The following is a 21563-nucleotide window of genomic DNA, read 5'->3' on the forward strand; positions in this document are numbered from 1 at the left end:
GTCACTTGTCGGCGTGACCCGGCAGCAGCGAGCCGATCACCTGGCGGGCCGCGCCGAGGATGACGTTCTTCTCGCGCTGGTCGCCCTTGGCCAGCATCGACATGAAGTTGGCCGCCTGCTGGAAGGTGATGTGCGGGGGCAGCGGCGGCACCTCGGGGTCGGTCTTGACCTCCAGCACCACGGGCTTGTCCGAGCGCAGCGCCTGGTCCCAGGCATCCGCCAGGTTCTCAGGATCGTCGACGTAGATCCCCTTGAAGCCGATCAGCTCGCCGAACTTGTGGTAGGGCACGTTCGGGATCTGCTGGGACGCCACGAACTTCGGGTTGCCCTCCATCACCCGCTGTTCCCAGGTCACCTGGTTCAGGTCCTCGTTGTTGAAGACGCACACCACGAAGGTCTTGTTGGACCAGAGGTGATGGTATTTGGCGGCGGTGATCAGCTCCGCCATGTTGTTCATCTGCATGGCGCCGTCGCCCACCAGCGCCACCACGGGCCGGTCGGGATGGGCGAACTTGGCCCCGATGGCGTAGGGCACGGCCGCGCCCATCGAAGCCAGCGAGCCCGACAGCGATCCCATCATGCCGCGGCGCGCCTTGAGGTCGCGCGCGTACCAGTTGGCGCAGGAGCCGGAATCCGAGGTGACGATGCAGCGCTCGGGCAGGCGCGGCGACAGCTCGTGGGTGACGCGCTGCGGGTTGACGGGATGCGCCGTCTTCTTGGCCTGCGCGGCCGCCACGTCCCAGGAGCGGGCCGTCCAGCCGACGATCTTCTCCTGCCAGGAGCGGTCGGCCTTCTTCTGGAGGAGCGGCAGCAGTTCCCGCAGCGTTTCGGCCGCATCGCCCTGGAGGTTGCACTCCATCGGGTAGCGGATCGACAGCATGTCGCCCTTGATGTCGATCTGCACGCCCCGCGCCTGTCCCTCCTTAGGCAGGAACTCGGCCCAGGGGAAGCCCGAGCCGATCATCAGCAGCGTGTCGCACTCGGCCATCATGTTGGACGAGGCCTCGGTGCCGAGCAGCCCGATGGTGCCGGTCGCCCAGGGGAGGTCGTCGGGCAGCACGAACTTGCCGAGCAGCGCCTTGGCGCAGCCCGCCCCGAGCTTCTCCGCCACGGCGATGACCTCGTCGACGGCGTCGACGCAGCCGGCGCCGATCAGCATGGCGACCTTCTTGCCCTCGTTGAGGATCTTCGCCGCCTCCTGGAGGTCGCGCTCGTAGGGCACCACCTTGGGCCGGGCGTAGCCGATCCCCGAGAAGGTGAAGCCGTGGGCCCTCTTCGGCTCCTCGTAGGGCTCGTCCTGCAGGTCGTTGGGGATGATCAGCGCGGTCACGACGCGCTCCGACACGGCGGTGCGCACCGCGCGGTCGACGAGGTGGCGCATCTGCGCCGGCGCCATGGCGGTCTGCACGAAGGCGCCCGCCACGTCCTTGAACATGGCGTTGAGGTCGAGCTCCTGCTGGTAATGCGCGCCGATCGACGTGCGGGCCTGCTGGCCCACGATGGCCAGCACCGGCATGTGGTCCATGCGGGCGTCGTAGAGGCCGGTCAGCAGGTGCGACGCGCCGGGGCCCGAGGTGGCGATGCAGACGCCGAGTTCGCCGGTGAACTTGGCGTAGGCCGAAGCCATGAAGGCCGCCATCTCCTCGTGGCGCACCTGGATGAACTCGATCTTGCCCCCGGCCCGCTGCAGCGCGCCGAACACGCCGTTGATGCCGTCCCCCGGATAGCCGAAGATCTTGCGCACGCCCCAGGCATGCAGGCGCTCGATGAGGAAGTCGCCGACGGTCTGGCTCATCTGTAGTCTCCGGAGAACAGGTTGGGGAGCACGCCGGGAACGGGCGCTTCCAGGGCGAACAGGCCGCCCTCGTCGGGGTGGAGGGCGCGCTCCTCGGGCGACAGGGCGTGGTTCGCCGAGGTGACGAAAAGCGTCTTCAGGTCAGGGCCGCCGAGCGCCGGCATGGTCGGGTATTTCACCGGCAGCGGCACGCGCCGCTCGATCCGGCCTTCCGGGTCGAAGCGCAGCATTTCGCCGTTGGCGTAGATGCAGGACCAGTAGAAGCCCTCGGAATCCACCGTGGCGCCGTCCGGCCCGCCGGACGCGTCCTTCACCTCCACCTGGGCGAAGACGCGCTTGTTGGTGGGCGTGCCGGTGTCGAGGTCGTAGTCGTAGGCCCAGATCGTCTTGGGCTCGGTGTCGGCGTGGTACATGGTGCGCCCGTCGGGGCTCCAAGCGAGGCCGTTCGACATGGCGACGGGGTCCGTCACCGCGGTCCAGCGCCCGCCGCCGTCGTAGCGCCACAGCGGCGTCTTCTTCGCGTCCCCGCTCATGTCGCCGGGCTTCAGCGGCAGGTACATGGTGCCGCCGAAGAAGCGCCCGCGCGGGTCGCAGCGCCCGTCGTTGAACACGAACCGACGGGCGTCGAAGGGCGAATGCGCGAAGGGCGTCAGCGTGCCGGTGTCGAGCCTGATGTGGTAGAGCCCCGTGGCGAGGGCCACCATGGCGCCGCCGTCCCCGTCGAGGGCGTAGCAGCCGATCCAGGCCGGCATTTCCCAGGACACGTCGTTCCGGGTCGCGGGATCGAACATGTGGAGGGCGGGTTCGCGGATGTCGACCCAGAACAGCCTTTGGCTCCTCGCGTCCCAGCCGGGGCGCTCGCCGTTGAGCGCGCCGGCGCGCAGCAGCAGTTCCACCGGCACGGGCTTGTCCGCCGGGGCCTCGCCGCCGAGGGCGGAGCGAATGAGCTGGGACACACTCTTCATGGTGGCGAAACGGAACCGCTGGAGCGAAGTTCCCGCCCGTCCTGTCCGATCGGCCGCCGGGCCCGTGACGCTTCCGGGCGCGGCCGCCGCATGACCGTCGAAACCGCCCGTCCGGCGCGACTGCTCTTCGTCGTGACGGAAGACTGGTTCTTCGCGTCCCACTTCCTGTCGGTCGCCGTGGCGGCGCGCGCCGCCGGCTTCGACGTGGCCGTGACGGTGCGGGTGCGCGACCCCGCGCTGCGCCGCCGCATCGAGGCCGCCGGCGTGCGGGTGATCCCGTCGGCGCACGAGCGCGGGCATTTCGGGCCGCTGGCCATGCTCGGCCACGCGCGCGCCTTCGCGCGGCTGTTCCGCGCCGAGCGGCCCGACATCGTCCACCTCGTGTCGGTGCGGCTCGTCGTGCTCGCGGGCTTCGGCGCCCTGATGGCCGGCGTGCCGCGGCGCGTGCAGGCCGTGACGGGCCTCGGCCTGATGGGGGCGAGCCGGGGCGCCAAGGCGCGCGCCGCGCGCGCCGCGCTCGGCCGGCTGCTGCGCGGGCCGCTCGGGGGCAGCCGCGCCCACCACGTCTTCGAGAACCGCGAGGACCCCGTCCTGCTCGGGATGGACCCCGACGGTTCGCGCGTCACGGTGGTGGGGGGCGCCGGGATCGACCCGGCGCGCGAAACCGCGCAACCCCTGCCCCCGATGCCGCCGCTGCGCGCCGCCCTGGTGGCCCGCATGGTGCACTCGAAGGGCGTCGACGTGGCCGTCGAAGCGCTGCGGCGCGCCCGCGCGGCCGGGGCGCCCGTCGAACTGTCGCTGTACGGCGCGCCCGACCCCGAGAACCCCCGCGCCGTGACGGAGGAGCAGCTCCGCCGCTGGTCCGCCGAGCCCGGCATCGCGTGGCACGGGCATGCGGCGGACGTCGCCGCCGTGTGGCGGGCGCACCACGTCGTGCTGGTGCCGTCCCGCGGCGGCGAGGGCCTGCCGCGCTCGCTCCTCGAAGGCGCCGCGGCGGCCCGCGCCGTGCTCACCACCGCGACGCCGGGCTGCGCCACCTTCACCCGCGACGGGATCGAGGGCTTCGTGGTGCCGCCCGACGACCCGGACGCGCTGGCCGACGCCCTCGTGACGCTGGCCCACGACCCGGCGCTGGTCGAGCGCTTCGCTCTGGCCGCCCGCGCCCGGGTGCTCGACGGCTTCACGGCGGAGCGGGTCGCGGCGGATTTCGTCGGCGTGTACCGGACCCTCGCGGAGGGGCTGCGGTGACGCCGATCCTCGACCGCGCGGCCTTCATCCGCGCCAACACGCGGCTCCTGCCCGTGCCGCAGGTGCCGGAGATCCGCCTCCACCTCGCCGACGACGCCACGGAGCTGTGGGCGAAGACCGAGGCCGACCTCGGGCAGTTGAACCTGCCGCCGCCCTTCTGGGCCTTCGCCTGGGCGGGCGGGCAGGCGCTGGGCCGCTACGTGCTCGACAACGCCGGTGAGGTGCGCCGCGCCCGCGTGCTCGACTTCGCGTCAGGGTCGGGGCTGGTCGGGATCGCCGCCGCCCTGGCCGGCGCGGCCCGGGTGGAGGCCGCCGACATCGACGCCTTCGCGCTCAGCGCCATCGCGCTCAACGCCGCCGGGAACGGCGTCGACGTGGACGCGCGGGGCGACGACCTCGTCGGCCGCGACGAGGGCTGGGACGTGGTGCTGGCGGCGGACATTTTCTACGAGCGCGACACCGCCGGCGCCGTCACGACCTGGCTGCGCGGCCTCGCGCGGCGCGGCGCCCGCGTGCTCGTGGGCGACCCGGGCCGCAGCTACTTCGACGCCACGGCCTTCGAACCCCTGGCCTCCTACGACGTGCCGGTGATGCGCTCGCTGGAGGACGCCGACGTCAAGCGCAGCGGCGTGTGGCGGGTGAAGGGCTGAGCCGTCGTCGTCCGACATCGCCCTCGGGGACAGCGGGGGCGGAGCCCCCGGCGTCGCTTCGCGGTCCGCGCTTCACTCGCCCGCGGGCGACAGCGCCACCGCGCTGGCGTCGAGGCCGGGCTTCCTGGCCGCCGAGGCCTGCGGGCCGGGCTTGGCGGCGGCCGGGGCCGCGGCCTGGGCGGCGGGCGCCGCATCCGGCGCGGGGACTTCGGCGCTGCCCATGACGCGATCGAAGAACGACCGCGTGGCGCTCTTCGGCTCGTCCTTGGCGTAGGCCGAGGGGGCCGCCGCGAAGGCGGCCGGGACCGTGCCGGTCACGTCGTCGGGCTTGGTGTCGGCCTTGTCGGTCCGGCCGGCGGACGCGGCCAGCACCGGCTTGGCGCCCTTGGCGGGCGGCTTGGCGGGGATGGCGGCGGCGAGGGCCACCACGGGCTCGGGCTTCCCCAACCCGTCCCCCACGGCCTTGCGGGCGGCGGCGATCTGCAGCGCCACCGGCTTGGCCTTGGGGGCGTCGTCGAGCACGAACTCGGTCGGCGCGGTCGCGATGGCGTCGGGGCGGCTGACCTCGGCGAAGCGATGCGCGAAGGCGGGGTTCTGCCCCCCGTCCTGGTACACGATGCGGACCGGCTTCACGCCCTGGGCGACGAGCTTTTTCACCTCGCCCTCGTCCCGGGCCTCCTTGTCGGTGACGGCGCGCAGCACCTCGTTGTCGAGGTCGAGCGGCGGGCAGGCCGATTCGGCGTCGAAGCTCGCGCCGCCCTTCGCCTTGGCGAAGACGTAATGCTTGTTGCACACGCCGACCGGCGTCTGCATCCGGGTCACCTCGAACTCGTCGGCGCCCTTCTTCAGCTCACGCCAGAAGGCGATGTTGGGGTCGAGCCGGGCCTTGGCCATGTTCTCGGCCGTCATGCGGAACGGGAAGCTCTGCATCTGCACCGCGTGCTGCCCGCCCGCGAAGGCTTCCCGCATGATGGCGTAGATTTCCTCGATCTGCCCGTCCGTCATGGAGAAGCAGCCCGCCGAGGAGCAGATGCCGTGCACCATGATGGAGCCGCCCGTGCGGCCCCAGGCGCGGTCGTAGGCGTTCGGATAGCCCACGTTGAACGACAGGTAATAGGCCGAGTTCGGGTTCATCGAGCCCGGCGTGACCGTGTAGAACCCTTCCGGCACCTGCCGGTCGCCTTCGCGCACCTTGGGGCCGAGCTGGCCGGACCAGCGGCACATCGGGAAGCTCTTCAGGAAGACGTAGCGGCCGTCCGCCCCCTGCTTCCAGACTTCGAGCTCCGCTTCCTTCTTGAAGGCGCGGATCAGCACGGGGGCGTTCTTGGTCGTGCCCTTGGCGGACATCGATTCCAGCGTCGCCTGCGGGATGGGGGAATAGGCGCGCGCGTTGCTGGACACGCCCAGGTCCTCCTCGCAGCCCGCCAACAGGGCCGCGCCGACCGCCAGGAGGGCGAAGCGGCCGAGGAACTTGAACGCGCGTCCTGCCCGCATGTCGCCGATGTCCACTGCTCGCGTCCCTGGTCGGATGTATGCCGGACCAACGGATGCCGTTTTAAGGCTTAAGCCCCCGTTACCGCAACCCGCGCGGGTCGATCCCGAAAAGTTCCAGGCGGCCGGATGCATTTCGCGCCGAAATGCGGCTTCGCGGTGACTCCGGCGGACCTCCGCGCGCGCGGCGCGTCAGGCGGGGTCGTCCGTCAGCGGGCCTTCGGCCACGAAGCGCAGGTTGTCGTCGTCGAACTGGCCGTCCGCTTCCGCCGCCGCCTCGGGGTTCGCGTCGAGCCAGGCTTCGCCTTCCGCCCGGTGCTTCGGGCGGTCGGACAGGGTCCAGAGGCGCGCCTGCAGGGCCGAGCCGACGGGCGGGGCGTCCATCTTGGCGATAAGGTCGCCCACCACCTCGCGAGCATCGGGGCCGGGCTGCACGTCCGTCCGCCCGCGCTCGCGCTGGCCGCGGAAGGCGGCGACGAGGTCGGACACGACGTCCCTCATCGTGGTCCAGTCCCCCGGGACCATGTCGTCGAGGAGGGCGGACGCGAAGCGGTCGATGGCGAGCGGGTGCAGCGGCATGGCCCGACTGTCCCCGCCCCGGCGTCCCGGCGCAAGGGGTGCGGCACCGGGACGGTCCTTCAGCGCCGGCCGATGGCCAGGAACTTGTCGGCCCGCGCCGCCTGGATCTGCTCGCGCGACCAGCCGTCGAAGCCGCCCAGCGCCTCCTCGACGGCGTCGCCGGCCGCCGCGATGGCGGCCTCGGGGTCGCTGTGGGCGCCGCCGGCGGGCTCCTCGACGACGGAATCGATGATGGCGAAGCGCAGCAGGTCCTGCGCGGTGATCTTCATGGAGGTGGCGGCGTCCTGGGCCCGGGCGGGGTCTCGCCACAGGATCGAGGCCGCGCCTTCGGGCGAGATCACGCTGTAGATGGCGTGTTCCATCATGATCACGGCGTTGGCGGCCGCGATCGCGATGGCGCCCCCCGAGCCGCCCTCGCCGATGATCACCGCCACGTTGGGGACGCCGAGCTCGAGGCAGGTCTGGGTGGAGCGCGCGATGGCCTCGGCCTGGCCGCGCTCCTCCGCCTCGATGCCCGGAAAGGCGCCCGCCGTGTCGACCAGCGACACCACCGGCAGGCCGAACCGGTCGGCCAGCTCCATCAGCCGGACCGCCTTGCGGTAGCCTTCGGGCTTGGCCATGCCGAAGTTGTGCCGGATGCGGCTGTCGGTGTCCGACCCCTTCTCCTGCCCGATGAGGCAGATCGACCGGCCGCGGAATCGCCCGAGCCCGCCGACGATGGCTTCGTCCTCGCCGAAGGCGCGGTCGCCCGCGAGGGGGGTGAAGTCGGTCATAAGGCTGCGGCAATAGTCGGAAAAGTGCGGCCGCTGCGGGTGGCGGGCCACCTGGGTCTTCTGCCAGGGCGTCAGCGTCTTGTAGAGCTCGGCCAGGGCCTGGGCGGCCTTGACCTCCAGCCGCGTCAGCTCGTCGCCGATCGGGATGGCGTCCTCGTTGCTGGCGACCTGCCGGAGCTCCTCGATCTTGGCCTCGATCTCGGCGACCGGCTTTTCGAAATCGAGGTAGAGGCGCATGGGATCCGGGGACTCGCGGGACGGTGCCGGGCGGCGGGAAGCGGCTGCCAGGCTTGGGACGGCGAGCGGGTTCGGGGGAGCCCGCTCGGGCCGGGCCGGGAAGGGCCCCGGCGGAAAGCGCGGGACCGTGACGGCTCGGACCACGCTCGTCAAGGCGGCACGCGGCGGAACGCGAGGTGAAGGACTGGTAACGATTCGTCCTTAACGTGCGGTGAAAGCCCTTCCGGCCGCCGGACGAGACAGCACCCCATGCAGCCCCACCCCGCACCCTTCCGGCTCGCCGCCCCCGTGCTCCTGGCGGCGCTGGCCGCCGCCGCGGCGGCGTCGCCCGCCCGGGCCGATCCGCTCCCGATGGGCGGCGGGGCGTCGCTCGCCGACGGCGACGCCGCGCGGAACGCCGCCCTGCCGACGGCACGGGACCGCGCGGCCCGCGCCGCTGCGGCGGTCGAGGACCTCAAGCGCGAGCTCGCCCCCGGCCACCTCACCGACCCCATGCCGGAGGTCGACCGCACCTTCGGCCTGGCTGCCCTGCGCTCCGACTACGCCGATGCGCAGCGGCGGGCCGCCGGCTTCCGCGCCACCCTCGGGGACCGGCACCCCACCCTGCTGGCAACCGAGGAGGTGATGGCCGGCCTCCGCGCCCAGCTCCTCGACGGCACCCGCAAGGCCCTGGCCTCGGCCGAGCGCGACGCCGCGGGGGCCCGTGCGGCCGTCGCGGCAGCCGAGCACGCTCCCGGCGCGACCGCCCACGCCGCGGCAGCCGACCACGCCCCCGGCGCGACCGCCCACGTCGCGGCGGCTTCGGCCGCGGTTGCCGCGGCCGATGCCACCGGCAGCGTCGCGGCCCCGCCCCGCCCCGCCGCCCGGACCAGTTCGCCGCTGTCGCTGCCGCCCGCGCCCGCCGAGCGCCGGGTGGCCGCCGAAGCGCCGCAGACCCGGGCAGCCGCGCCGGCGCACCACCTGTGGTCCATCCTCGCCGCCGGGCTCGCGGCGGCGGCGGCCACCGCCCTTCTGGCCGCCTGGGCGGCGTTCCGGCTCCTGCGCCGGCCGCGTGCCGCGCCGGCCGCGATGCCCCGCCTCGAACCCGCGCTGGCGACCCCGGCGGCCGAGGTCGCCGCTCCGGCGGTGGACGCCGACGGCGCCGACGGCGCGGCTCCGGCCGATCCCGTTCCGGTCCTGCGCCGCCTGGCGCTGCCGCGCTCGGCCGAAGCGCTGTCCGCCGCCTTCGCGGCGCCGGGCGGCGGGACCACGGGGGCGGCGGAGCTGCATGCCGCACTGCGCACGGGCTTCGGCGCCGCGGCGGCGGCCCGCATGACCGTGCTGGTGGCGCCGGCCGCGGGCCTGCCCGGGGCCGACGCCGACGCCGCGGCCCTCGCCCTGGCGCTGGCGGCGGCGGCGGACGGCCGTCGCCCGCTGCTGATGGAAGCGCGCGCCGCGGGCCGCCTGCGCGGCACCTTCGTCCCCCCGGCGGCGGCCCCGGTCCTGGTCGAGGCCGCTGGGACGACGCGCACGCTGTACCGGCTCGGGCCCGCGGGGGCGCCGGTGGGGCTGCTGCCGAGCGATGCCGGCGAAGCGGAAGCCGCGATGGCCGCCGCAGCCAGGCCCGGGACGGCGCGGCTGCGCGGGCTGGACGCCTTCGACACGATCGTGCTCGTGGGCGACGATGCCGCGACTTTGGCGACGAGCGCCGACCTCCTGCTCCTTGCCGCCCCCGCCGAGGCGACCGCCGAAGCCCTGTCGGCCGCGGCCCTGGCGCTGGGCGGCGGGGGCCGCGCCTGCGGTGCCGTGCTGATCGAGCCGGCGGCGCCGGCCCGGGCGCCGTCGCTTCCGCGCCGGCGGCCCGCCGCGGAAGCGACGGCGTCGCGCCTCGGGCTCCGCGGCAGCATCGAGCCCCATCGCCGCCGCGTCGGCGCCTGACGCGCCCCGCAGCCCCGTCGGCAACGTTCCCCGCGCGCGGGCGTTGGATGGCCGTTGCGGGGGCGATCGGTGCCGTCGCGCGGCATCGGAGACCAGGCCATGGCGGATTCCAGCGGGACGAAGGTCGAGGCGGCGTCGGCGCCCGAAGGCCCGGAGGGCCAGAAGTACCTCGCCAGCGGACGGTCGCTGTCCATGCGGCTGTGGGAAGGCGAGCCCACCGGCGCCACCAAGGAGCCCGTCCGCCGCGACTACGAGACGGTGGGCTACGTCGTTTCCGGCCGCGCCGAGCTGGAGATCGAGGGCAAGACCACCGTCCTCGAGAAGGGATCTTCCTGGGTGGTGCCGAAGGGGGCGGCCCACACCTACCGCATCCTGGAAACCCTCACCGCCGTCGAGGCGACCGCGCCGCCGGCCGAATCGCACGGCCGCGACGCGGTCTGACGCCCGCGGAAGGCTCCGCCGTTCGGACGCGGGCCGAGGCGCCGTTCGCCGCGTCGCCTTGATGGCGACGCGGTCGCGCACCAAACTTGCATCATTGGCCCCGTGAACCCGAGCGACCATCGATGCAGGCGCGTTTCCTTCCCTGGCTGGACCGCTCGGGCCGACTGTCGCCCTTGAAGCTCGCCGTCTTCGCGGCCCTGTTCGCGCCGGCGGTGTGGATCGCCGTGCAGTACGACCTCGGCTGGCTGAAGGCCGACGCGGTCAAGTCCGTCATCCACGAGTCGGGGGTGTGGGCCCTGCGCATCCTGCTCGTGTCCCTGGCCGTGTCGCCGCTGCGGCGCATCGGGGGGTGGAACAAGCTCATCGCGGTCCGCCGCATGCTCGGCGTGGCGGTGCTGTTCTACGTGCTGGGCCATTTCGCCCTCTACATCGTCCAGCAGCGGGGCGACCTCGTCCATGTGGCGAGCGAGATCGCGCTGCGGTTCTACTTGACGGTCGGCTTCGTGGCGCTGCTGGGCCTGTCGGCGCTCGGCGCCACGTCCACGGACGCCATGATCCGGCGCATCGGCCCGGCGCGCTGGAACCGGCTGCACGCCCTCGCCTATCCCATCGGCATCCTGGCGCTGCTGCACGACATGCTGCAGTCCAAGCTCGACGTGAGCGGGCCGCTGCTGCTGGCGGGACTGTTCCTGTGGCTGATGGGGTGGCGCGTGCTGCAGCGCGCGAAGCGCGGCGAAAGCCTGCCCGCCCTCGTCGCCCTGGCGGTCGCCGTCCCGGCCGTGACGGCGCTCTTCGAGGCCGCGTGGTATCACGCCCGCAACGGCGTCGCGGTGGCGGACGTCTTCGCCGCCGACCTGTCCTTCGACGACGGGCTGCGCCCGGTGTGGCTCGTGCTGATCGCCGGCCTCGCCGTCGTGGCGCTGCGCGTCGCGCGCCCGCTCTGGTCGCGCCGCCCGCGCGCCGCCCGGCCGGTCCGGGCCGCGGCCGAATGAGGAGCCCCTGATGCCCCCCCGCATGGACCGGGCCGCGCAGCGCGCCGCCCTGCTGAAGCTCGGCTCCGCCGTGGCGGACGAGATGCGGGCCGGCCACAACGGCGAAACCGCCGGGGCGGTCGGCGACGCGCTGGCCGCCATGCCGCAGGCGACGCTGGAGATCGTCGGGCTGATTGGCCGCGAAGCGCGCCGGCGCCGGCCGGATGCCCACCTCGTCGCCGCCCTCGCCTTCATGTGCGGCCAGGCGCTCGAAACCCTGCGCTACGGCGTCGAGCGCCAGGATCCCGACGCTTCCGCCATGCTCGACGCCGTGCGGGGCCGCCTCGTGCGCGAAGCGCGCTCCGACCAGGCCGATCCGGCCGTGCTGATGCTGCTGACCAAGCAGTTCGCCGTGGCCAAGCTCGACATCGGCGAGGAGCTGCGCGGCGCCATGGGCGACATGCTCGACGAGCAGTCCGACGAGGCCGCCGAGGACGGCACGGGCGACCTCGACATGGAGCGCCACCTCGTCGAGCTCGCCCACGAGCTCGGCGACGACGCCTTCGCGATCCACGGCGAGCTGGCCGAAACGGCCTCGTCCTTCCCGGTCGACCACCGCCTCGCCATGGCGAGCTTCATGCTGGCGTCCGAGTCCGATCCCGTCCGCGACGCGGCGCTGGGGTGGCTGTTCGACCCGGAGCCCGGCGTCGCCCCCGCGCTGTGCCAGTCGCTGTCCGAGGAAGCGGCGGTCGGCCGGCTCGGCGGCACGACGCTGCGCCGCCTCGTGGCGGTGCGCAACTGGCTGCCGGCGGCGGCGCGGCCCGGCGTCGACGCCGCGGTCCGGGCCGCGCGGCGCAAGGGCGCCGAGCCCACGCCCCTGTCGCCGCCGGTCGTCGAGGACCTCCGCATCTCGGGCTTCGACGGGTCGGGCGCCGCCAGCGTCTTCGCGCTGGTGCGGACCGGCAAGCGCCACGCCGTCGCGTCCGTGCTGTTCAAGCTCGGCCACGGCGTGCGCGACGCCTGGGTGCACCGCAACATGACCCGCACCGACGCGCGGGCGCAGCTCGACCGCGTGGCGGGCGAGATCGACCTCGTGCCGGTGTCGCCCGCCACGCTGCGGCTGCTGCTCGCCCACATGCTGAGCCTGAACGTCGAGGGCGTCCCGCCGCCCTTCGGCGCGCTCGACGCCGTCGAAGCGCTGGGCCTCGGCACCGTCAACCCCGAAGCCGCGCGGCCCGAGGACGTCGTGGCGTCGGCGTTGGGCGAGGCGGACGGCGAAGCGGAGGACGCCGACGTGCTGGCCGACGCGGCATCCTGGCCGGCGCGCTACGGATTCATGGGGAGCTGGTTCGAGGACGACGCGGCTGTCGACGAAGCGCTGCTCGGCCGCAAGGGCCTGTCGAAGGTCCGCCGCGTCGACCTCGTGCTGGACCGGGTGGTGGCGCCGCGCCGCCGCCGCTGGGGGGAGATGCTGGCCTGGATGGCGCTGATCACCGCCGACGCCGACGCCCGCGAGGAAGCGACGCGCTTCGCGCTCGCCGCGGCGGCGCTCCTCGGCGAGCGGCCGGCCGCCGAGGTGCCGCTGCTGCGCGCCATCGCGGACGGCACCGTGGAAGCGCGGCGGCTGCGGCGAGGGTGAACGGGCCGGCAGGGCCCCGCCCGGGACCCCGCCGGAAGAGACCGGCTCGGCGTCACGTCCCGCGCGGCTTCGCCCGCATCGTTGGCGCGGCGGCGGCGGGGTCTTCCGGCCACGGGTGCCGCGGGTAGCGCCCGCGCATCTCCGAGCGCACCGCGCCCCACGAGCCGCGCCAGAACCCGGGCAGGTCGCGGGTGATCTGGATGGGCCGGTGCGCGGGCGACAGCAGCTGCAGCGTCAGCGGCACGCGCCCCCCCGCCAGCGCCGGGTGGCGCGACAGGCCGAACAGCTCCTGCACCCGAACCGCGATGGCGGGACCGCCCTCCGCCGCATAGTCGACCGGCACGCGCGACCCGGTCGGCGCTTCGAAATGGGTCGGCGCTTCCGTGTCGAGCCGGCGGTGCAGCGCGCGGTCGAGCAGGCCGTCGAGCGCGAGGCCCAGCGCGTCGGCGCCGACGTCGCGCAGGCCCGCCATCCCGAGCAGGTAGGGGGCGAGCCAATCCGCGACCGTGTCCCGCAGCGCCGCGTCCGACAGGTCGGGCCAGGGCTCGCCGTCGCCCGTCTGCAGGGCCGCGGCGCGCAGGAAAGCCACGCGGTCCCGCCACTGCGACAGCGCCTTCGACCACGGCAGCCGGTCGATGCCGAGCCGCCCGATGCCGTCGGCCAGGACCAGCGCGGCCGCGTCGTCGCCCGGCAGCGGCAGGTTGCTTTCGCCGAGCAGGATGGCGCCGAGCCGCGTCGTCCGCCGGGCCGACAACGCCGCGCGGGCGGGGTCGAAGGACAGCTCGTCCGCGGTGCGGACGGCTCCGCCCGCCACGGCGTCGAATTCATCGGTCCCCAGCGCGGCGGCCAGCAGGATGCGGGTGCTCGACGCCCGGCCGGCGAGCTCGCCCACGGCGAGGAAGGGCGCGCGCGCCAGCGGGTCGTGCGGCTCGACCGAGGCCGCCCGGCCGTTGGCGAGCAGGAACTCGCCCGGCTTGCCGCGGGCCTTGGCGATGCGGTCCGGGAAGGCCAGGGCCAGCACGGCGCCGGGCGACGGCTCGGCGCCGGCGGCCGCCCCGCCCGCGGCGGCACGGCCGGCCTTGGCGAACCTGCGGGCGAGGCCGCGGGCGTTCTCGGATTTCGGCGAGCGGTCGCGGCGCCACCGCTCCAGCCTGTCGGCCGCGTCGGCGCCCGTGCCGCCCAGGCCGCGCTCGACCAGCAGCGCCGCGACCTCGCCGCCGAGCCCGGCCGCGCCGCGCCGCGCGGCCTCCACCACCATGCGGGCCACCCGCGGGGGCGCGGCGATGCGGGCCAGACTTCGCCCTTCCGCCGTCACGGCGCCGTCGGGATCGAGCGCGCCGATGCCGCGCAGCAGCTTCTTGGCTTCCGCCACGGCGGGGACGGGCGGAGGGTCGAGCCAGCGCAGCGTTCCGGGCTCGGCCACGCCCCAGGTGGCGAGGTCGAGGACGAGGCCGCTCAGGTCGGCATCCAGCATCTCGGGCCGTGCGAAGGGCGGCATGGCGCCGTCGGCCGCCTCGGCCCACAGGCGGTAGCAGGTGCCGGGCTCCGTGCGGCCGGCGCGGCCCCGGCGCTGGTCGGCCGAGGCGCGCGACACCCGCACGGTTTCGAGCCGCGTCAGCCCGAGGTCGGGCTCGTAGCGCGGCACCCGGGCGAGGCCGGAATCCACCACGACCCGGATGCCCTCGATGGTGAGCGACGATTCGGCGATGGAGGTGGCCAGCACGACCTTGCGGGTGCCGGCCGGCGACGGGCGCACGGCGCGGTCCTGCGCGGCGCGGTCGAGCGCGCCGTAGAGGGGCGCCAGTTCGGCCTCGCCAGCCTTCAGCCGGCCGGCGAGCAGGGTCGCCGTCCGGGCGATCTCGCCCTGCCCGGGCAGGAAGGCCAGCACGGAGCCGGGCTCGGACCGCAACGCCCGCACCACCGCGTCCGCCACCGCGTCCTCGACGCGCGCGTCCGGGTCGCGCGGGATCCAGCGCGTGTCGACCGGAAAGGCGCGGCCCCGCGATTCGACGACCGGCGCGCCGTCGAGCAGGCCCGCCACCCGCGCGCCGTCGAGCGTGGCCGACATTACCAGCACCCGCAGGTCCGGCCTGAAGGCGCCCTGCACGTCGAGCGCCAGCGCGAGGCCGGCATCGGCGTCGAGCGAGCGCTCGTGGTATTCGTCGAAGATCACCGCCGCGACCCCGCGCAGTTCCGGGTCGTCCAGCACCGTGCGGGTGAACACGCCCTCGGTGACGACCTCGATGCGGGTGCGGGCCGACACGGCGGTGTCGAACCGCGCCTTCAGCCCGACGGTGCCGCCGAGCGCGTCCCCCAGCGTCGCCGACATGCGTTCGGCGGCGGCGCGCGCCGCCAGGCGGCGCGGTTCGAGCAGCAGGATGCGGCCGCCCGCCGTCCAGGGCTCGTCGAGCAGGGCCAACGGCACGCGGGTCGTCTTCCCGGCGCCCGGCGGCGCGACCAGCACGGCGGAGGAGCGCTGGCGCAGCGCGGCCAGGAGGTCCGGCAGGGCGTCGTCGATGGGCAGGCGGGTCATGGGCGGACTGGCGGGTTTTGGGGGCGGCACGGCTTAGCGGGCCTCGTGATGCATCGCAACATGGCTGCCATCGTGCGGCATCCTGGCGGCCCCCTTCTCCCCATCGGGGATAAGGGCTATCTGGGGGGCGCTTCGGCATCCCTGCCGCGGCGTGAACGGGTTCCCGCTGGAATGGGCGTCCCGCTTCGCAGGCCCGTCCCGTCCCCGCACGGGCCGACCGGCGAAGCCCCCATTCCCGCGGCGCCCCACCAGGTCGCCGTCGAAGGCACGATGATGTCGCAGGAAACAGTCGGCGAGGCTTCTCCCCCCGCCCCCTCGCCCGCGGGCGACAAACCCGTCGCCGCGGCGGCGCCCGCGCCGGGCGCCGATCCCGCGGCGGGCACGGGCGTGGCCGCCGACCCGGCCGCGGCGCATCCGGCGACCTCCGCCCACACCCACGCCAAGGACAGCTTCGCGAAGCTGACGCTGGGCTCCGTCGGCGTGGTCTACGGCGACATCGGCACGAGCCCGCTCTACGCGCTGAAGACCGCGCTGCAGCACAACGGGACCGAGGCGGTGTCGCAGGGCGAGGTGATCGGCATCATCTCGCTGCTGATCTGGGCCTTGCTCATCACGGTGACGGCGAAATACGTCCTTTTTCTGATGCGGGCCGACAACAAGGGCGAGGGCGGGACGCTGTCGCTGATGGCGCTGGCCCAGCACGCGCTGGGCAAGCGCGGCGGGGCGGTGTTTCTGCTCGGCGTGATGGGAGCGGCGCTGTTCTCGGGCGACGCCATCATCACGCCGGCCATCTCGGTGCTGTCCGCCGTCGAAGGCCTCGGCGTCGCGCAGGCGAGCCTCGTCCCCTACATCCTGCCCATCACGGTGGTGATCCTCATCGCCCTGTTCTCGGTGCAGCGCTCCGGCACCGCCAAGGTGGCGACCTTCTTCGGCCCCGTGATGGTGGTCTTCTTCGGGCTGATCGGCTTCCTCGGCGTGATCCACATCGCCGACGCGCCGGTGGTGCTGAACGCCTTCAACCCGTGGCACGGCGTGCGCTTCCTGTTCGGCAACGGTGCCACGGGCTTCGTCACGCTCGGCCTGGTGTTCCTGGCCGTCACGGGGGCCGAAGCCCTCTACGCCGACATGGGCCATTTCGGCCGCAAGCCCATCCAGGTCGCCTGGATCTCCTTCGTGCTGCCGGCACTGCTGCTGAACTACCTCGGCCAGGGCGCCCTGGTGATCCACGACCCCGCCGCCGTGAAGGACCCGTTCTACCTCATGGTCCCGAACTGGGCGCTGATCCCCTTCGTGATCCTGTCGACGCTCGCCACCGTGATCGCCAGCCAGGCGGTGATCACCGGCGCCTTCTCGTTGATCCGTCAGGCCATCCAGATGGGGCTGCTGCCCCGCATGGAGATCCTTCACACCTCCGAAACCACGGAAGGGCAGATCTTCGTGCCCCGCGCCAACCGCATGATGCTGGTCGGCGTGCTGCTCCTGGTGTTCCTGTTCAAGTCGTCGGATGCGCTGGCCAACGCCTACGGCATCGCCGTGACGGGCACGATGGTGGTGACGACCTCGCTGGCATATTTCGTGGTGACGAAGATGTGGCGCTGGCCGAAGCTGTGGGCGGTGCCCTTCATCGGCTTCTTCCTGTGCATCGACGTGGCGTTCCTGCTCGCCAACTTCGCCAAGGTGCTGGACGGCGGCTGGGTGCCGCTGCTGCTGGCGTCGATGTCCATGCTGCTGATGTGGACCTGGGTGCGCGGCACGGCGCTTCTCGCCGCCAAGACGCATCGCGACTCGATCTCGACGCGCGGCCTCATCGCCATGCTGGCGAAGAGCAAGCCCGTCCGCGTGCCGGGCACCGCCATCTTCCTGACGAGCGACCCCGAGATCGCGCCCTCGTCGCTGATGCACAACCTGAAGCACAACAAGGTGCTGCACGACCGCATCGTCATCATGTCGGTGAAGACCGTGGACGCGCCGCGCGTGTCGCCGGCCAACCGCTACAAGATCGAGCCGATGTCGGACAGCTTCACCGCCATCACGCTGAGCTACGGCTACATGGAGATCCCGCGCATGCCGGCCGCGCTGGCGACCCTGCGCAAGGCCGGGCTGAAGTTCGACATCATGACGACGTCCTTCTTCCTCGGGCGGCGCACCCTGAAGGCGTCGAGCCATTCCTTCATGCCGAAATGGCAGGACCACCTGTTCATCGCGCTGTCGAAGCAGGCCGCGACCGCGACGGACTTCTTCTCGATCCCGTCGGACCGGGTGGTGGAACTGGGCGCCCAGGTGTCGGTCTGACGCCGTCCCCTGGTGGGCGCCGGCGGTCTCGCCCGGGCGGCATCGGCAGCCCGGGCCGCGATGCGAAAAGACCCGGAACGAGGCCCCTCGTTCCGGGTCTTTTCGCATCGGTACGGCGGCGAGCCGCCGGGGCGCTCAGGACTGCGACACCCTGTAGATGACGTCCGCCACCAGGACGGCCTGAACCAGGATCCACGCGACCGCGATGAGGCCGAGCCGGAAATGGGTGATCATCTCGTCTCCTTTCCGGCCGCCCTGCCGCGGCGGCCGTGACCTTCGAACCGGTCAATGCGTCCCGTCGCGGATCGTTCCGGCGAGGGGCGGGTCGGGGCGGACACTGCCGGCCCATTGGGGTCCAAATCGGGCCGGCAGGTTAAACTTCGGCCATGTCGCCCCCGACGCAGAACGGCCCGGGACGGAGGTCCCGGGCCGTTCTGGACGCGGCATCGGCTCGGCGGCGGCCCGTCGTGGCGGGCCGCCGTGGATCAGCTGCGGCCGTGGATCAGCAGCGCCAGGCCGTAGCCGACGGCGCCGGCGATGAGCAGGGCCACGAGCGGGTTTTCCTCGACCTTGTGGGTCACGGTGTCGACGCCCTGGCGGTAATAGTCGCTCGAATTGTTGTACGCGTCCTGGGCGTAGCCCTGGGCGGCGCCGGCGGCGTTCTGCACGGCGTCACGCGCGCCGCCGACGAAGCGGTCCGGGTTGTTGTAGGCGTCCTTGACGGTGTCGGACGCGGTGCCGGCGGCACCCTTCACGGCGTCCTGCGCCTTGGACGTGTAGGAGCCGGCATTGTTGTAGGCGTCCTTGGCGGCATCGGCGGCGTTGGACGCGGCGTCCTTCACGGCATCCTTGGCCTGGCCGTAGGCGTTCTGGACGTTGCCGCCGACTTCCCGGGCCTTGCCCTCGGCCTCGGTGCTCTTGTCGCCGGTGGCGCTGCCGACGGCGCCCTGGACCTTGCCGCCGAGTTCCTTGGCGGCGCCGGTGATGCGATCGGTGTCCATGTCGTCTCTCCCTGTTGGATCCTGCATCCGAACCCCCGGACGGGGCGGAGGTTCCAACTGTCGCAGGCGCGCGGCGTCCGCCGCCCCCGGACGGGCCGGCACGGGCGCGCGCCGGCATCGGGACCGGAACCCTTGCCGCCCGGCGGGGCGGCCTCTAAGGAGCCGAGCCGCTTCCCCGATCGGACCCGCCCAGCGTCGATGCCCCTGTCACCGCCCGCCTTCACCAAGCTCGACGACGTCGCCCACATCATCCAAGTGGCGCTGACGCCGGTGTTCCTGCTCAGCGGCATCGGCACGCTGATCAACGTCTTCTCGACGCGCCTCGCCCGCGTGGCCGACCAGGTCGACCGGATCGCCGAAACGGTCGCCAAGGCGTCCGACAGCGACAAGGCGGCCATGGGCCACCGGCTCGACCGGCTGCGCCTGCGCTCCCGCGCGCTCGACGTGGCGGTGATCCTGGGCGCCGTCGGCGGCTCGGCGACCTGCGCGGCCGTGCTGACCCTGTTCTACGGGGCGCTCCACGACGGCGTGGCGGCTTCGGCGCTCTACGGCTTCTTCGGGCTGGCGATCGCCTGCACCATCGCGGCGCTCTGCGCCTTCACGGTGGAGATGGTGATGGCGAGCCGCCTCGTCCGCCTGCGCATCGCGCGCGGCGAGCGCGACGCCGAGCGGTGAAGTCCGGCCCTAGGGCCGAAACCGCTCCGGCGTCGCGCCGGACAGGCCGGACGCGTCGCGGATGAAGAACCGCTTCAGCGCCGGCACGCGGTCGACCAGGCCCATGCCGACGTCGCGCAGCACGCGCGCCGGCAGGCTGTCGTTGGAGAACAGGCGGTTCAGCCCGTCCGTCGCCCCGGCCATCAGCACGGCGTCGAAGCGGCGCGCACGCTCGTAGGCCGACAGCGCGTCGGGGTCGGCCGGGTCGAGCCCCAGGTTCAACGGCTCCGCGACCCGCTCGGCCAGCGCCGCGGCATCCCGCAGGCCGAGGTTCAGCCCCTGCCCGGCGAGGGGGTGGATGGTGCGCGCCGCATCCCCGAGCAGCGCGAAGCGCTCCCCCACGAGCCCGCGCGGCAGGACGAGCCGCAGCGGGTAGGCGGCGGGCCTGTCTTCCAGCGTCAGCGCCCCGTAGGCGAAGCCGATCCGCTCCTCCAGCGCCGCCACGAAGGCGTCCGGCGGCAGCGCGACGAGGCGCGCCGCTTCGGCGTGGGGGGCCGACCAGACCAGCGAGAAGCGCCGCTCGGACCCGTCGGCGGCGCGCATCGGCAGCACCGCCAGCGGCCCGCCGGGCAGGAAGTGCTGGGTGGCGCGCCCGTCGTGCGGGATCCCGTGGGCCAGCGTCGCCACGATGCCGGACTGGTCGTAGTCCCAGCCCACCGTGCCGATCCCCGCCGCCTCGCGCAGGCGCGACCGCCCCCCGTCGGCCGCCACCAGGAGCCGCGTGCGCGGCCCCGCCCCGGCCAGCCCCGGCCCTACCGCGACCGCCAGGGCGGCGGTGCCGTCGCGGACGAAGCCGGCGACGCGATCGGGCCTGAGCTCGACGCCCGCGCGGCGCGCCGCGTCGAGCACGGCGGCGCGCAGGTCGTCCTGGAACACCATGTGGGCGAAGGGCTCGCCGGGCTCCGCTTCGCCGTCGAAGTCGAGGAACACCGGGCGCGGGGCGTCGTTCTCGCGCGAATCCGTGATGACCATCTCGACCATCGGCTGGGCCGAGGCCGCCACCGCGTCCCAGGCGCCGAGCGTGTCGAGGAAGCGGCGCGAGCCGGCCGCCACCGCGACGGCGCGCAGCGTGCGGCGCTCGCCGGCGGAGGCCGCGCCGCCGGGGGCCGCGAAGCCCGGGTCGGCCACGGCGACGCGGCTCATCGGCGCGGCGCGGCGCAGGGCGGCCGCGAAGGCGAGCCCCGCGATGCCGCCCCCCGCCACCAGCACGTCCAACGTATCGGCCATCGCAGCACTCCCGAGCCCATCGGGTTCTGGGGACCGGCGCCCGCACCGTCAAGGCGCCGCGCTTCCGGCGCAACCCGGCCTTAAGCTCGCGCGCGCAGGATGCCCCCATGCTCGACCGGCCCACCCCCGAAGCCCCCACCGTCTTCCCGGCCCCGGCCGGCGCGGACCTCGCCGCGCAGGCGCTGGCCTGGCTCGGGCGGCTGCGCGGCGAGCGGCGGCTGTCGGAGGAGACGGTCGAGGCCTACGGGCGCGACCTGCGCCAGTTCCTCCTCTTCCTCGCCCACCACCACGGCGAGCCCGCCGACCTCGCCGCGCTGTCGGCGCTGACGCCGGCCGACCTGCGGGCCTTCATGGCGCGGCGCCGCGCCGACGGCGTCGAGAGCCGGTCGCTGGCGCGCAACCTCGCGGGGCTGCGCTCCTTCGCGCGCCACGTCGAGCGCGAAGGGCTCGGCCGCGCCGCGGTGTTCGACGCGGTGCGCTCGCCCAAGATGGCGCGCCGCCTGCCGAAGCCGATCCCCGCGCCGGCGGCGATCGAGATGGCCGACCCCGCGACGCGCGCCGACGAGGAGCGCGCCCCCTGGGTGCTGGCGCGCGACGCGGCCGTGCTGGCGCTGCTCTACGGCGCCGGCCTGCGCATCGGGGAAGCGCTCGGCCTCGCCCGCGCCGAAGCGCCGACGGGCGGACAGGACGCCCTCACGGTCACCGGCAAGGGCCGCAAGACCCGCATGGTGCCGGTGATCGAACCCGTGCGCCGCGCCGTGGAAGCCTACCTGGCCCTGTGCCCCCACCCCCTGCCCGGCGCGGGGCCGCTCTTCGTCGGGGTGCGCGGGGGCCCGCTGTCGCCGCGCATCATCCAGCTGACGGTGGAGCGGCTGCGCGGCGCGCTGGGCCTGCCCGCTTCCGCCACGCCGCACGCGCTGCGCCATTCCTTCGCCACCCACCTCCTCGGGCGCGGCGGCGACCTCCGCACCATCCAGGAGCTGCTGGGCCACGCCTCGCTGTCGACCACGCAGGTGTATACCGCAGTCGATTCCGCCCGGCTCGTGGAAGCCTACCGCGCCGCCCACCCCCGCGCGCGCTGAAGGACCCC

Annotated in this window: 17 protein-coding genes; 9 read left to right on the forward strand and 8 right to left on the reverse strand. The window is 74.1% G+C overall.

What is annotated here, in order from left to right; all coding sequences use genetic code 11:
• Window position 1: 1 nt before the first annotated feature.
• Window positions 2-1795 carry a thiamine pyrophosphate-requiring protein gene (locus D3273_RS15890; protein WP_129227869.1) on the reverse strand — a complete coding sequence of 598 codons (1794 nt, stop codon included), beginning with the start codon at window positions 1793-1795 and terminating at the stop codon, window positions 2-4.
• Window positions 1792-2751: an SMP-30/gluconolactonase/LRE family protein gene (locus D3273_RS15895; RefSeq protein WP_165359518.1), complete on the reverse strand. Its 960-nt coding sequence runs from the start codon at window positions 2749-2751 to the stop codon at window positions 1792-1794. The genes D3273_RS15890 and D3273_RS15895 overlap by 4 nt, the downstream gene beginning before the upstream one ends.
• Window positions 2752-2850: 99 nt before the next feature.
• On the opposite strand from D3273_RS15895, the gene D3273_RS15900 reads away from it, so the two are divergent.
• Window positions 2851-4008: a glycosyltransferase gene (locus D3273_RS15900; RefSeq protein WP_129227871.1), complete on the forward strand. Its 1158-nt coding sequence runs from the start codon at window positions 2851-2853 to the stop codon at window positions 4006-4008.
• A complete protein-coding gene (locus D3273_RS15905; RefSeq protein WP_129227872.1) occupies window positions 4005-4658 on the forward strand; it encodes a class I SAM-dependent methyltransferase in 654 nt (217 codons plus the stop codon). The genes D3273_RS15900 and D3273_RS15905 overlap by 4 nt, the downstream gene beginning before the upstream one ends.
• A 72-nt stretch (window positions 4659-4730) precedes the next feature.
• On the opposite strand, the gene D3273_RS15910 is transcribed toward D3273_RS15905, so the two are convergent.
• From D3273_RS15910 to D3273_RS15920, 3 genes are all read right to left on the reverse strand, one after another.
• Window positions 4731-6152, reverse strand: a complete 1422-nt coding sequence (locus tag D3273_RS15910) for a L,D-transpeptidase family protein (RefSeq protein ID WP_129227873.1) — start codon at window positions 6150-6152, stop codon at window positions 4731-4733.
• A 189-nt stretch (window positions 6153-6341) separates the two neighbouring features.
• A complete protein-coding gene (locus D3273_RS15915) occupies window positions 6342-6728 on the reverse strand; it encodes a hypothetical protein (protein WP_129227874.1) in 387 nt (128 codons plus the stop codon).
• Window positions 6729-6787: 59 nt separating this feature from the next.
• On the reverse strand, window positions 6788-7738 hold the full coding sequence (locus D3273_RS15920) for an acetyl-CoA carboxylase carboxyltransferase subunit alpha (RefSeq protein ID WP_129227875.1): 951 nt from the start codon (window positions 7736-7738) through the stop codon (window positions 6788-6790).
• A gap of 249 nt (window positions 7739-7987) precedes the next feature.
• Here D3273_RS15920 and D3273_RS15925 point away from each other — a divergent pair, with 249 nt between their 5' ends.
• The 4 genes from D3273_RS15925 to D3273_RS15940 all read left to right on the forward strand — a co-directional run bounded on the left by D3273_RS15925 (window position 7988) and on the right by D3273_RS15940 (window position 12706).
• Window positions 7988-9655 (forward strand): hypothetical protein, encoded by a 1668-nt coding sequence (locus D3273_RS15925; RefSeq protein ID WP_129227876.1) that lies wholly within the window; start codon window positions 7988-7990, stop codon window positions 9653-9655.
• A gap of 99 nt (window positions 9656-9754) precedes the next feature.
• Entirely contained in the window at window positions 9755-10096 is a 342-nt protein-coding gene (locus D3273_RS15930; protein ID WP_129227877.1) for a cupin domain-containing protein, read from the forward strand.
• 122 nt (window positions 10097-10218) lie between these two features.
• Window positions 10219-11088, forward strand: a complete 870-nt coding sequence (locus D3273_RS15935) for a protein-methionine-sulfoxide reductase heme-binding subunit MsrQ (protein WP_129227878.1) — start codon at window positions 10219-10221, stop codon at window positions 11086-11088.
• A gap of 10 nt (window positions 11089-11098) precedes the next feature.
• The gene (locus tag D3273_RS15940) at window positions 11099-12706 is read left to right on the forward strand and encodes a DUF7401 domain-containing protein (protein ID WP_129227879.1); all 1608 of its coding nucleotides are present in this window, start codon (window positions 11099-11101) and stop codon (window positions 12704-12706) included.
• Between the two features lie 52 nt (window positions 12707-12758).
• Here D3273_RS15940 and hrpB read toward each other — a convergent pair whose 3' ends face one another.
• Complete coding sequence (gene hrpB, locus D3273_RS15945; RefSeq protein ID WP_129227880.1) at window positions 12759-15239, reverse strand: ATP-dependent helicase HrpB; 2481 nt, start codon at window positions 15237-15239, stop codon at window positions 12759-12761.
• Between the two features lie 273 nt (window positions 15240-15512).
• Between hrpB and D3273_RS15950 the strand changes: the two genes are divergently transcribed.
• Window positions 15513-17531 (forward strand): potassium transporter Kup, encoded by a 2019-nt coding sequence (locus tag D3273_RS15950; RefSeq protein ID WP_165359519.1) that lies wholly within the window; start codon window positions 15513-15515, stop codon window positions 17529-17531.
• Window positions 17532-18016: 485 nt separating this feature from the next.
• Here D3273_RS15950 and D3273_RS15955 read toward each other — a convergent pair whose 3' ends face one another.
• A complete protein-coding gene (locus D3273_RS15955) occupies window positions 18017-18532 on the reverse strand; it encodes a CsbD family protein (protein ID WP_129227881.1) in 516 nt (171 codons plus the stop codon).
• 198 nt (window positions 18533-18730) lie between these two features.
• Between D3273_RS15955 and D3273_RS15960 the strand changes: the two genes are divergently transcribed.
• Window positions 18731-19207, forward strand: a complete 477-nt coding sequence (locus tag D3273_RS15960) for a DUF2721 domain-containing protein (RefSeq protein WP_129227882.1) — start codon at window positions 18731-18733, stop codon at window positions 19205-19207.
• Window positions 19208-19216: 9 nt separating this feature from the next.
• Here the strand turns inward: D3273_RS15960 and D3273_RS15965 are convergent, their stop codons facing one another.
• Window positions 19217-20473, reverse strand: a complete 1257-nt coding sequence (locus D3273_RS15965; protein ID WP_129227883.1) for an FAD-dependent monooxygenase — start codon at window positions 20471-20473, stop codon at window positions 19217-19219.
• A 107-nt stretch (window positions 20474-20580) separates the two neighbouring features.
• Between D3273_RS15965 and D3273_RS15970 the strand changes: the two genes are divergently transcribed.
• Window positions 20581-21555 carry a tyrosine recombinase XerC gene (locus D3273_RS15970; protein ID WP_129227884.1) on the forward strand — a complete coding sequence of 325 codons (975 nt, stop codon included), beginning with the start codon at window positions 20581-20583 and terminating at the stop codon, window positions 21553-21555.
• Window positions 21556-21563 lie beyond the last annotated feature (8 nt).

The organism is Lichenibacterium minor (assembly GCF_004137685.1).
Lineage (GTDB): Bacteria > Pseudomonadota > Alphaproteobacteria > Rhizobiales > Beijerinckiaceae > Lichenihabitans > Lichenihabitans minor.